This window comes from Paenibacillus polymyxa (genome assembly GCF_015710975.1).
In the GTDB taxonomy this organism is placed as follows: Bacteria; Bacillota; Bacilli; order Paenibacillales; family Paenibacillaceae; genus Paenibacillus; species Paenibacillus polymyxa.
Window position 1 is genome coordinate 1,801,630 of record NZ_CP049783.1, and the last position, 13,364, is coordinate 1,814,993.

Consider the following 13,364-nt stretch of genomic DNA (forward strand, 5'->3'; position numbering starts at 1 on the left):
CATCATTTCCCACTATATAAACAACCTGTCTTAACAGATCACCGAATTGTTCAAAAACGTAACATATTTCAGTATAGACGAAAAACGCCGCTAATCCAAACCGATAAGATCATCGGCTTGACTCAGCGGCAGCTTATATCCACTTTTTATTCGGCGTTACGTTGGTAAATGATGCGTAATCCTTCGAGCGTCAACATCGGCAACACTTTCTGAATGCTCTCTGTCTCTGATGCGATTAGCTCTGCAAGACCTCCGGTAGCAATAACTGTAGGTTCTGCCTGCATTTCTTCCTTAATGCGCCTCACAATGCCATCCACTTGTCCAGCGTAACCGAAAATAATCCCGGCTTGCATGGCATGGACCGTATTCCGACCAATAACCTTTTTGGGTTTCTCCAACTCGATACGAGGGAGCTTGGAAGCCCGTTGATACAGTGCCTCTGTCGAAATGCCGATACCCGGCACAATGACTCCACCCAGATAGTTTCCCTTATCGTCAATACAATCAAACGTCGTCGCCGTTCCAAAATCCACCACAACGAGAGGCCCGCCGAACCGTTCTACAGCCGCAACAGCGTTCACGATCCGATCCGCACCTACTTCACGCGGATTCTCGTAACGCAGGTTAAGACCGGTCTTGATTCCCGGTCCGACGATTAACGGCGTTTTGCCTATATATTTATCGCACATTTCCTCTAATACACGGACCAACGGCGGAACGACAGAGGAAATAATAACTCCCTGAATGTCATCCTTTAATACGCCGCCCATACTAAAAAGATTATGTATGAGTACGCCGTATTCATCCGCTGTTGCCTGTCTGGAAGTGCTGATCCGGTAGTGGTGCAACAGCTCGCGCCCTTCATACATCCCCAGAACAATATTGGTATTACCTACATCCACTACAAGAATCAATCGGTGTCACCTATCTTTCTTAGCGTTAAGGTCAAGGCTGATATCCAGGTTATGAAAAGAGTATGTCAGCCTGCCTACAGAAATCACATCTACGCCGCTCTCAGCCATCTCACGCACTGTATCCAACGATACATTGCCTGAGGCTTCTGTTTTGACGTGTGGGGCCTGTTCACGAATGAAGCGAACGGCTTCCTTCATATCTGGGACGGACATGTTATCCAGCATAATAATATCCGCCCCAGCCTCCAGAGCTTCCCGGACTTGCGTCATGTTTTCCGTCTCTACTTCGATCGTCATTGTATGCGGTATATGCGCGCGCGCTCGGCTGACCGCCTGTGCAATCCCACCCGCGCCCTTAATATGATTATCCTTAATCATAACCGCATCGTACAGACCAAAGCGATGATTCGAACCGCCACCTACACGCACAGCATACTTCTCTAACAGTCGATGTCCTGGCGTTGTTTTACGTGTGTCCACCAAGCGCGTGGAAAGTCCATGCAGTTGATCTATAAAAGTCCGCGTCCGCGTTGCAATACCGGACATCCGCTGAAGTAAATTTAATGCCAATCGCTCCCCGGTCAAAATCGCATGAGTACTCCCATTCACTTCTGCCAAAACGCTCCCCTTTTCAATCCATTGGCCATCGGTCACCAACGGAGTGAACGACAAGGAAGGGTCCACTACTCGAAATACAAGTTCAGCCACAGGTAAACCCGCAATCACGCCGCTCTCTTTGGCATGAATGACAGCCTTGGATTGGTGACCCGGCTCAATCGTCCAACGTGTGGTCACATCGCCAGAACCTGTATCTTCTCGCAGCCAGCTGCGAATTTGTGCCGTCAGTTCTTCCTGATATCCGCTAAACTCTCCATAAAGCTCGCTGTTAGATGTCATGAACGCTCTCCTCCGTTATGCCTTGCTCACGTCTCTGCTGAACATGCTTTCGCCACATGCGATCATCTGTCTCAGGGAAGTCCTCACGATAGTGTGCTCCCCGGCTCTCCTCACGCAGCAACGCACCATCTGCTACTAATAAAGCACAGGTGAGCAAATTGGCGAATTCGATCTCTTCCCGGCTGGTGATCACAGCCTGAAAAACAGGCACTAGCCCGTGCAGCTCTTCTAAAGCTGCTTGCAGCCCTTCACTATGCCGACGAACTCCAGCATAATGAACCATCGTTTCTTGCAGCTTATGTCGCTGTCCCACGACGGATGAAGCCTGGAACTCTGCACGGTTATCACTGTAAGATATCAAAGTATGGCCGACCAGCGGTGGCAATGAATGCAGCCGCTCGATAATCCTACTGGCGAACACAATAGCTTCAGATAGCGAATTGCTCGCCAGACGATTAGCGCCGTGAACACCTGTGGAAGAAGTCTCTCCACAAGCGAACAAACGCCTAACAGAGCTTTCCCCGTATAGATTAGTCTGGATACCACCCATCATATAATGGGCAGCAGGAGCAATGGGAATCCAGCCTGTCGTCATATCCAACCCATATGACAGACATGTCCGATAAATCGTTGGAAAACGTTGCTTTACCCGCTCAGGCGGCTCGTGTGTAATATCCAGGTATACAAACGTAGACTGAGTGCGTTCCATCTCATGGATGATCGCACGAGCTACGATATCTCTGGGTGCAAGCTCCTGTCGGGAATCGTACTTGTCCATGAAGCGTTCTCCATGAATGTTGCGTAACACGGCCCCTTCTCCCCGTACGGCTTCGGAAATTAGAAACCTTGGAGCGCCCGGATGGCACAACGCCGTAGGATGAAACTGTACGAACTCCATATCCCGTACAACTGCCCCCGCACGATAAGCCATAGCAATACCGTCCCCAGTTGCGATACCCGGGTTAGTCGTGTAACGGTATAATTGCCCGCTACCTCCTGAGCACAAAATGGTTGCATTGGCAGTGATATACGACCTTTCCCCATCTGGCATTTGAACGAGGGCCCCAATACACTCACCATGCTCAGTCAGCAGGTCAATGACCATGCACTCTTCCCACACCTCAATACCGGGATGGGCGACAACCTGCTGTGACAAGGCACGCACGATTTCATAACCGGTGGCATCTCCATTTGCATGCAAAATGCGACGATGACTATGCGCCCCCTCTCGGGTTAGCGCTAGTTCACCATTCACACGGTCAAAGGCTGTCCCCAATCGTATTAACTCTTTAATACCTTCTGGGCCTTCATGAACAAGCGTTCTGACCGCCTCGGGTTCACACAGACCTGCACCAGCAATCAGAGTATCTTGCATGTGGTAAGCCGGTGTATCCTCGTCCGATGTGACAGCAGCAATGCCGCCTTGAGCATAACGTGTGTTGCTTTCCATTAAAGTTTTCTTGGTAATCAGCAACACTTTCCGATTCTCCGCAGCCTTAATCGCTGTATATAAGCCCGCAATACCGGAGCCGATGATTAAGACGTCGGCTTCGTATTGGGTCAATTCCGCTACATCAAAATCAACTAGATATCTTGGAATCATGCCTTTCACCTGATTTCACAGAAGAATAGCGCACACCATAGATCGTACAGTATGCGCTCACGGATATGTTCAAAATGATAGTAAGTCGATTGCAGCGGCTGTTGGCCTTTTAAGCTAGGAAGGCGACAGCCGTTTATTTAACAATAAATGTACACAACGTTCCTGTGTCTGTCAAATCACGTCAGCAATAATCTTCCACATTTAAAAAAGCTTCGGAAAACCAATAGGATCTGGTTCCCCGAAGCTTACATATATGCTTATTCAACTATCCATCAGATAATCAGGTTGTTGTCGGTGGAGTACCGCCGGAATTGCCTGAATTGTTATCATCCTCTGGTTTTTGCAGATTAGGGATATCGTTCGGTTGATCTGTTGTATTCTTAGGCTCGTCATCCTTACCTTGAATACGTACACGAACATCACCGATGTTGTCGATCACAGGCTCACCGTTTTCCGGTGTTCCTTCTCCCTCATTCGTATTGCCGTTCAAAGAACCTGTCTCGATCAAACGTTTGATTTGTTCAAGCTCCAGGGTTTCTTCTTCCAACAAGGTTTGAGCGATCAAATGAACCTCTTTCGAATACTTCGTCAAGAGTTCTCTAGCACGCTCATAGGAGTCAGTGATGAAGCGATTCATCTCCTGGTCAATCTCATAAGCAATCTGATCACTGTAGTTTTGCTCATGACCAATATCACGTCCAAGGAATACTTGACCTTGGGAAGTTCCGAACTGCATCGGGCCGAGCTTCTCACTCATACCGTATTCCACGATCATGCTACGCGCAATGCCTGTCGCTTGTTGGAAGTCACTATAAGCCCCTGTTCCGATCTCACCAATAAACAGCTCCTCGGAAACACGTCCACCCAACAATCCAGTGATTTTGTCCAGCAATTCCTGCTTGGTTGTCAGCATGCGGTCTTCCTTCGGAAGCATGATGACATATCCGCCTGCACGTCCACGTGGAATAATAGTTACCTTGTGAACCATATCGGCATTCTCCAGGAAGTAACCGATAATCGTATGCCCTGCTTCATGATAAGCAACAATCCGTTTCTCGCGGTCACTGATTACGCGGCTGCGTTTTTCAGTACCTACGATCACGCGGTCGATAGCTTCATCTACTTCTCGCATCGAAATATCTCTACGGTTGCGACGAGCGGCCAGCAAGGCAGCTTCGTTCAACAAGTTTTCCAGATCAGCGCCCGTAAAGCCTGTTGTACGTTTCGCAATGACGTCCAATTTAACATCCTTCGTTAATGGTTTGTTGCGTGCATGTACATGCAATACTGCTTCGCGACCTTTAACATCTGGACGGTCAACCGTAATTTGACGGTCAAAACGTCCAGGACGAAGCAAGGCTGGATCTAGAATGTCCGGACGGTTAGTAGCAGCAACGATGATGATGCCCTCGTTTGCGCCAAATCCGTCCATCTCTACGAGCAATTGGTTGAGCGTTTGCTCACGTTCATCATGTCCGCCACCCAATCCGGCGCCACGTTGACGTCCAACGGCATCAATTTCATCAATAAAAATGATACAAGGAGCGTTCTTCTTCGCATTCTCGAACAAGTCACGAACACGGGAAGCACCGACCCCGACGAACATTTCTACAAAATCAGAACCTGAGATACTGAAAAACGGCACTCCGGCCTCGCCTGCAACAGCTCTCGCCAAGAGTGTTTTACCCGTACCTGGAGGGCCCACTAACAGAACACCTTTTGGAATACGAGCGCCCACGGCTGCGAACTTACGTGGGTCCTTCAAGAATTCTACGACTTCGACAAGCTCCTGCTTCTCTTCGTCAGCCCCTGCTACGTCTTCGAAGGTAACTTTCTTCTTCTCTTCGTTATACAGACGGGCTTTGCTCTTGCCGAAGTTCATTACTTTGCCGCCACCGCCCTGTGCCTGATTAAACAGGAAGAAGAACAACAGGAACATGATCACCAAAGGAATGATAGAAGTCAAAAATGTCAGCCAAATGCTTTCGCCTTCCATTTTCTTCTGTACGTATTCAAACCCGTTCGTTTCGCTGGCATTCACCAGTTCACTTAGTGCTTGATCCGTTGGTGGAACGTATACGGAAAAATTGGTTGATTTAGCATTAGCCGGCTGCTTCTTATATGCACCGGTTACAAGATAGGCGTAACCGTCAAATTGGACCGTTACTTTAGAGATATTATTAGCTTTAACCTCTTGCCGTAATTGGTCATATCTAGGGAGATCGGAGGCTTCGTTACTGTTGCTAACAAACTGAACGATACCCACCACAACTAAAAAAAGAATCAAATAAAAACCAGAATTCCGGATGAACCGATTCATCCCCTACCTCCTCTCGAGACACTTAAGTTATTTTACCATAGCCTGTAAGCCCTTCTCAACAAAGGACCCTATTTAGTCCTAGGACTGGAGGCTGAGATTAGCTGGTGTAGATTTCCGGCTTTAAAATCCCTATGTATGGGAGGTTCCGGTAGTGCTCGGCATAGTCCAGACCATAGCCGACAACAAACGCATCCGGAAGTGTAAATCCGGTGTAATCAGCTTCAAGATTAACTGTCCGGCGTGCAGGCTTGTCGAACAAAGTTACGACACATACCGAATTGGCATTACGATTTTTAAGCAATTCAATCAAATGTGTCAGTGTCAGACCACTGTCGATAATATCTTCGACAATCAGAACATCGCGTCCTTCTACGGAAGCGTCCAAATCTTTGATGATTTTAACGACGCCTGATGATTTGGTGGATACTCCATAACTAGATACAGCCATGAAATCAAGTTCCAACGGCACTGTAATGGATTTAACCAAATCGGCCATAAAGATAAACGCACCCTTCAGCACGCAAATCACCAATGGATTTTTCCCTTCATATTTCACGCTAAGCTGTGCGCCTAATTCCTTGATTTTACTCTGAATTTCTTCTTCACTGATCAATACTTCCTGAATATCATTTTGCAACGGTGTAAACCTCCTAAGTTTATACTATGAAAGCCGTTCCTGCGCAATTACCGGTACCCCGGACTCTCTCGTCTTTGCCATGACATATATATAACCGAAGACGTGTGCTTTTGCACCGCAGCATGTACAGAACGTCGTACGCCCGGAATCCAGAGAACAACTCCAGAATGGTCGCAGACGATGGGAAGAACGGAACGCATTGAAGGAGGTATTTTTTCATCAATAAAAATATCTTTAACCTTTTTTCTTCCGTTTAATCCCATTACATACATGGTATCTCCAGGTAATCGCGAGCGTACAGTCAACGGCAGAGTCAATTCATCTGCGTCGAACCATGCTTCTTCCTCATTCGCCGGATGTTGTCCATCCAAATAGGAAGCTCTTTGCCACCGGAGTATACCACCCGCTTCAGGCAACTCAAGCTCACCGGAAATAGGCAATACGCTCAGTCCATAGCTCCATTCACCCATAACGACTTGCGTACGGTCAAACAAAACCGCCTGGTCATATTCGCGGACTCCAACCGCACCGCCGCCCAAGTCCAAGCTCCATGTAGAAGTTGTCTCCTGGAGAAGTCTTAGTCGAACGGTCTCAATTTTACGAAAATCAAAATTTCCACTGTCCGAAGGCAGATAATTTAATATTAGTTTAATCAACCTCCGTTGTAAAGCAACGGATAGCTCACGGTATGATGCGATGGAAAACATGTACCTGCCATTATTGAAATGCACCATTTTCTCGTATACCGACAGTGTAGCTGCCTCCATAAAATCATTTTCGTCAGCCATCGTTTCGGCTAGCCGGTTCAGGGACGGTGTCAGTTGCTCATTATATTGCCCCAAAAAAGGAAGCACATCCATGCGGATGGCATTACGACGGTATTTGGTCGATAAATTAGTGCTGTCTGTCACATAGGAAAGACCATAAAAGTTACAATACTCAATCAAGTCAGCCTTGTACATACGAAGCAGCGGGCGAATGAGTTGCACATTTTTTTCGGTGCGTGCCAAACGCATACCCGCCAAACCCGCCGGTCCGCTACCGCGCAGCAAGTGCAAGAGGACTGTCTCCGCTTGATCATCGCCATGGTGAGCCATAGCAATATGCTGTGCCTCCCACTTCGTAGCCGTATCATGTAAAAAGCTGTACCGTAGCTCACGGGCCGCTTCCTGTGGACCCTTGCCGCTTTTCTTTATATAAGCGGGTGCATCAACCCGGATCATTTCAAATGGAAGCTTGAGCTTTCGGGCAATATTGCGTACCTCTTCAGCCTCCGCATCCGATTCCTCTGGCCTGAAGCCATGATGAACATGAGCGCAGACAAGTTGTAATGGCATATGTATAACGGATATTTCATGTAAAATGTGCAAAAGGGCCACCGAATCCGGTCCGCCGGATACAGCAACCACAATGCGGTCTCCGGGGCTCCACAGGGAATGTTCTCGCGCCAAAGCGAGCACTTCCTGTACAACACCGGTCGGTTTTGTTGTTCCCATTCACGACCCTCTTTTCTCCCGACCGTAAAAATGATGATCCTATGTTATCTTATGTAAGTCATGCTGCTACCTTAACGCAATCCAGAGCGCTCCAGCAAGCAGCAAAAGCGATACCGTGAAAGCATATCCCAACCAGCGTGGATTTCCTCTTTTGACAGATGATTGCCTGACATGCGCGGAAGCCAGACGCGACCAAGCTCGGGCCGCTGCACGAGTATCGGAATATTCCCCACGTACTGCACCCAGCAGCCATTCGGCGTAGGGGCGTAATACACGACTGCGACGAATAATGACTGTCAATTCTGCCGTATTACGTAGCTGCGGCAGCCTACTCGCAGCCGCCTTTAACGATTCGCTCTCCAATATATGAACCGTTAAAAGAGCAAAGGCAAACAGATCATACTGGGGATCAGCATTTCGGCTACCAGCATTCCAAAATCCCCTATCGTACCATTCTGTAAATTGTTTAACACTCCGACCTGCAAGGGACACGCCACCATAATCAATCAACTCAGCCTCTCCATAGGCATTGACCAATATATTTTGAGGCTTCAGGTCGCCAAACACCCATCCTGCCTGATGGAGATCGGCCAGACGATTCAGTATGCCAGTCCCAGCCACACCATACCATTCAGACCCTTTGGCTGCCACAAATTTATGAAGCGGATCTCCTTTAACGTATCGCATAACATAAAAGGGGATCTCCCCATTGCGTAACACTACATCATCCACTTCAAACAAGAAGGAAGGATTCCCATTCCGCTGGAGGGCAGCCTGAGTCCCTTGAGACTGTAATGTGGTCAGCACATTAATCTCCGATTGCAGATCAAGCGTGTTCTTTCCCATTTTGAGAGCAAATTGCCGATCGGCCTGTGCTTCTTTTACCAAATATACAGTTCCGTTCGCTCCCCGGCCCAGCAAGCGCTGGATGACATAGCTACTCCGCTTCCACTTGCCCTTGATGACCGTTCCGGGTGCAAGAACGGGATCAGACGACGTAGTCACCGAGCATCCCTTCTCCTTTGCCATAGGATTCTTCCAGATCTTTCTGTTCCCCTAGTGTAACATATCGGTAATAATCAATCACTTGTAAAATGGCTGGTCCTGTCGGTGTCGCTCCTTTCATCCGCAAGCGTCCGAATATCGATTTGATCTGGTCTAGCTCAGAGGTCCACCCGATATCCATGACTGCGTCTTCTCCCATTCGTCCACCCGGAAAATGAAATACAGATATACGGCTGAGTCCGCTTCTGGACTGTAAACTGAGCAGCAAATCGCGGATACTATCCTCTACAGCAGGCAGCTTAGGCTTCATGCTTGCACTTGCATCAATGAGTAAAGCAATTTCCAGAGGGCTTGTTTCTGTCAGTTCATCCATTACCTCAACTACCTGAGCTCGTTTGGCCGGAGGCAGTTCACCGATATGCCGGGCGCCGCCCTCACCCAAAATGTGCGTTAACTCTCTATTAACCGCCTGCTGAATCGTTTGAACCACTGTTTTGCGCGTCATCATTTGCATGGTTTGCGCCAACTGCTTCGTACCGACGATTTGGCTAAACCCTCCCCCTGCTTTAGCAATTTCCTGAATTTCTGCGCTCCCAAGCTCGCCGATAGTTCCATAATCTATGACTCCGGCGACGTTCACTGTAATTCCCTCACGTAAAGCTTGGGCAGCCGCCATTACTGGGCTAACCCCTACGTTAGAGCATCCATCTGTAATGATCAAAATTTGCTTCATCGCTTTTTGACCTCCGCTTCCTCTTAATCTATTCCGATAGATTCTATCTTTGCCTAATCCGGAACGATTCAAACGAAGGATGCGGATTTTTAAAAATGAATAAGCAATTTCCCGGGCAATGTCAGTCTAGCTCACCGTCCGCGGACGTTCCAACCACCTCATGCCAGGTACATGAAGGGTGGCCCACTCTGGGCGAAAGTGATCAATTTTACTAACAACTACAGTCATATCATCATAGATTTGATTTTGTTGGTATCGAATAACCCGTTCTAGCAAACAATCGGCCAGTTCCTGTGGATCCTCACTTTCAATTTCCTGAATCATGCGTTTCATCCATATTTCTTTATTGACTGCATAACCCGGTGAATCGTATATACCGTCTGTTATCATAATGAGAATATCTCCTGGCTGGAGTTGCAGTGACACCAAATCAACCTCGATATCCTGTATAATGCCAATCGGTAAATTGCTTGCAGATACGGGAATGACCTCCTCCCCTCTTTTAATAAAGCTCGGTGTAGATCCAATCTTCATAAAGGTTGTCCGGGCCGTATACTGATCAATCAGCGCCATATCCACCGTAGCATACATTTCCTCAGGTGATCGGAGCATCAGGACAGAGTTAACCGACTTGATCGCTAATTTTTCGTCCATACCTGATTGCAGTAGTTCTTCCAAAATGTTAAGTGCTGCACTGCTCTCTTGCTGCGCACGCTCTCCGTTCCCCATACCGTCACTTAAAGAGACTGCGAAAGTCCCATTCCCTAACTCCATCATGCTATAACTGTCTCCTGAGAAGAAATCGCCTCCTTTGGCCGCACTAGCTACTCCTGTAGCAATCTCATACGTTTTAGCAGAGCCGAACATGACTGTAGCCAAGCCTTGGCGGCGATCTGCCGCCGTTTCGCGCATGACAGCTATATGCTCGTCCAGTATGTCCGACAGCAGTGGAGCAATGATTTTCCGACATTCATCAAATCCCCTTGTATAGGCATGGACAATCTCTATTTCAACCTGACCTGCATCCAGGCTAATAATCTCAATGGATTGGATGGACAAGCCGAGTCGATCAAGAGCCTCTCGGATTTGCTCTTCCTGCCGATGCATGGTCTGCCCTTCTCGCTGAATTTCCCGCGCTAAATCCTCCATAATTTGCGATACACCGGATAGCTGGTCAGCAACAAGCTGACGACTATCGTATACTTGGCGCTTCCACTGCATATTATGTTGGTAGAGACTATACTGCTGCTTCATTACCTGCAGGACAGCGCCCGTCTTGGCACATGCCTTGCTCCATTGTGGCGGCATCTGCTCCGGCTCCAAATCAGGATTATCCTCAATGGCGCTCATCATTTCCGTCATATACTGATGGGTTTGCATAAACTTGCCGTCCCAGCACTGCTCGCACTTAAAGCAAGAGGCACAGGTTCCTTCCGCCACCGCATTCATAAAGTGTTCCATTTCTCCGTCCGGTTTTGCTCCCTCACTCGCAGATATCTGATGGAAGCTGCGCGATAGCTGGCTGAATACACGGGAAAATTTCGTCACCCGCTCGGCAGTGAGATCACGAACTCTTTTGGCATATTCATGCTGGGACTTGGCGTGATCCTGCGTACCAGGGACATAGGTAGAAACCGCTTTAAAGAAACTTTTTGGAGTCATTAAAAATAATAGAATTGCCGCGCAGCTCTCCCAGGTTGATGTCAACACGTCCCCAGTCCCATCCAAATAGATCGTCAAAATGGAGGAGCCCAACAGCATGCCAAGAGCCACTGCACCTTTTCTCCCTTCACGCAGCATTCCTGCCAGCAAACCTGCAAAAGCAAGTAGACTCATCTGCACAATTGCGGACATATTGGCCAGGCTTAAAATTAAACCGGTAATCACACCGACCGAGGCACCCAACGAAGCACCTCCCACCAAAGCAAACACCAAGACCAAATATCGTGAAAGCACATGATCGACAGACAGTGAATGAACGGTCCATCCTACTGCTCCCGTCATCACAGAGGCTAATAGAATAATCAGACACAAAATTTCTTCGTTCTTCAATTGGCTTGCCTTCTTGCGGTACGTAAACAGCGGTATGGCCTGTGTGAACACCAATGTAAGCATAAAACTGAGCACCGCATCCGTTCCCACAATGACAAGCTCATACCATGTAAAGGCCGGAGCCATCACGGCGTTAAATAAATTGACCATAAACACAGACAAGAAGACCATAAGCGGGGCATAGGATAATTCCAGACGATCGAAGGTACGTAGCCCGCGATACAGGAGATAAAATACGATTAGCTCACCACCAATCATGAACAACGATGGGTAAGGAGCTAACAGGCTGCCTAGCACAACGGATACAGCTACAGGCAGCATTAGATCACGCCGAAGGAACGTAATGACCGCAAAATAAGCGAGGGCAAAAGGAGAAAGCTCGTCCAAAATAGTGGCGCGTCCCAGTAGAACTCCCATAGCTGACAATAGCAGCATCCATCTTTGCGCGGTTACCCATTGCACCATTTTATGTGAATCGAGCCGTTTCTTGAGTCTGGAAGGCCAACCTTCCGTACGCTCTTTGGATTTGGACTTTCTAGATTTTAACCCCGGAAAATGTACCACGTTCCATTTCTCCATCATGCGTCAGGCACCCCATTCATCAATTTGATGTTCTCATCTTAAACCGGAACGATTGAGAAAGTTTGTCAGAACCTCACGTCTTATTCCAAGAAATTTCCGACAAAAAAACGTGCCGCGCGAAAGGACAGAGCATCCCCCTGTACATCAAGCTGCGCCCGTATGGAAGCAGATGGAAGTTGTATCACTCCACGCCTTGCACGGCCTCTGTATGTCGTCCACCCTGATGCCCAGACTAGCGATTTGCACAGAAGATAGACGGAAAACCGTTGGAGTTTGTCGGACGATTATGTCCACACGACAAAAAAAACATCCAACATTTCAGTACGATGCTTCTTCTCTTCTTCATGAAACTACTAATCTTAAAAATGTGCCTGTACACCTCCGCCCAAATGTATTGCCCGCAGCCACAGCTTGTCGCATCTCTTGTCGGTAGAACGCAAAAAAACCGTAGCAGTCTTTCGACTGTACGGTTTTCCGTGTATGGTTGATACGGTTGTCAAAGTGAATTAAACACGCTTCGCGCCGCGTCCTCCGCGTTTACCTTCGGTGTTCTTTTTCAGCGACGAAATGCGTTCCTCACTATCTTTCAGGAAGCGTGACATTTTATCCTCAAATGAAGGTTTACCCGGTGCAGGCTTGAAAGAACGGCCTCCACGATCGCGGTTGAAACCACCACCGCGTCCCTGACTTGGACCTGAACCTCCGCCGCCAAAACGGTCTCCTCCGCCTGGTCCTCCTGTACGCTCCGGTCTTGGAGCTCTTGGGGGACGGGCTTCACTTGCCGGCTTATCAATCGTTTGCTTAATGGAAAGTCCGATTTTGCCATCTTTGTCAACATTAATGACTTTCACCGTCACAACATCATTAATCTTCAGGTGGTCGTTAACATCCTTAACATAATTATCGGCGATTTCCGAGATGTGAACGAGACCCGTGACACCTCCAGACAAATCCACAAATGCTCCAAAATGCGTGATGCCTGTCACTTTGCCCTCTAACTTGGTGCCCACTTCAATTGCCATAGAATAAAATGATCCTCCCTTAAAATATACAACCGATTTTTTTGCAAAAAAATCCCGCTGTGGTGATTTGATTATACAAAATGGCGGAACCAAGGTCAACTAA

Annotated in this window: 10 protein-coding genes; all 10 read right to left on the bottom strand. The window is 48.0% G+C overall.

All coding sequences use genetic code 11. From position 1 onward, the window contains the following. Positions 1 to 146: 146 nt before the first annotated feature. Complete coding sequence (locus G7035_RS08075) at positions 147 to 914, bottom strand: type III pantothenate kinase (protein WP_013308148.1); 768 nt, start codon at positions 912 to 914, stop codon at positions 147 to 149. 6 nt (positions 915 to 920) lie between these two features. Further along, positions 921 to 1,811, bottom strand: coding sequence for a carboxylating nicotinate-nucleotide diphosphorylase (gene nadC, locus G7035_RS08080; protein WP_016818905.1), 891 nt, complete (start codon positions 1,809 to 1,811; stop codon positions 921 to 923). Next, on the bottom strand, positions 1,801 to 3,414 hold the full coding sequence (gene nadB, locus G7035_RS08085) for an L-aspartate oxidase (RefSeq protein WP_019685741.1): 1,614 nt from the start codon (positions 3,412 to 3,414) through the stop codon (positions 1,801 to 1,803). The genes nadC and nadB overlap by 11 nt, the downstream gene beginning before the upstream one ends. Positions 3,415 to 3,694: 280 nt before the next feature. After that, positions 3,695 to 5,734: an ATP-dependent zinc metalloprotease FtsH gene (gene ftsH / locus G7035_RS08090; RefSeq protein WP_017427052.1), complete on the bottom strand. Its 2,040-nt coding sequence runs from the start codon at positions 5,732 to 5,734 to the stop codon at positions 3,695 to 3,697. A 97-nt stretch (positions 5,735 to 5,831) separates the two neighbouring features. Beyond that, a complete protein-coding gene (gene hpt / locus G7035_RS08095; protein ID WP_013368693.1) occupies positions 5,832 to 6,371 on the bottom strand; it encodes a hypoxanthine phosphoribosyltransferase in 540 nt (179 codons plus the stop codon). A gap of 47 nt (positions 6,372 to 6,418) precedes the next feature. After that, the gene (tilS, locus tag G7035_RS08100) at positions 6,419 to 7,867 is read right to left on the bottom strand and encodes a tRNA lysidine(34) synthetase TilS (RefSeq protein WP_019685740.1); all 1,449 of its coding nucleotides are present in this window, start codon (positions 7,865 to 7,867) and stop codon (positions 6,419 to 6,421) included. Between the two features lie 66 nt (positions 7,868 to 7,933). Next, positions 7,934 to 8,872 (bottom strand): protein kinase domain-containing protein, encoded by a 939-nt coding sequence (locus G7035_RS08105; RefSeq protein WP_016818909.1) that lies wholly within the window; start codon positions 8,870 to 8,872, stop codon positions 7,934 to 7,936. After that, positions 8,856 to 9,605, bottom strand: coding sequence for a vWA domain-containing protein (locus G7035_RS08110; RefSeq protein WP_016818910.1), 750 nt, complete (start codon positions 9,603 to 9,605; stop codon positions 8,856 to 8,858). The genes G7035_RS08105 and G7035_RS08110 overlap by 17 nt, the downstream gene beginning before the upstream one ends. 126 nt (positions 9,606 to 9,731) lie before the next feature. Beyond that, positions 9,732 to 12,239 (bottom strand): stage II sporulation protein E, encoded by a 2,508-nt coding sequence (gene spoIIE / locus G7035_RS08115; RefSeq protein ID WP_019685739.1) that lies wholly within the window; start codon positions 12,237 to 12,239, stop codon positions 9,732 to 9,734. A 506-nt stretch (positions 12,240 to 12,745) separates the two neighbouring features. Then, the gene (locus G7035_RS08120; protein WP_013368688.1) at positions 12,746 to 13,261 is read right to left on the bottom strand and encodes a S1 domain-containing RNA-binding protein; all 516 of its coding nucleotides are present in this window, start codon (positions 13,259 to 13,261) and stop codon (positions 12,746 to 12,748) included. Positions 13,262 to 13,364 lie beyond the last annotated feature (103 nt).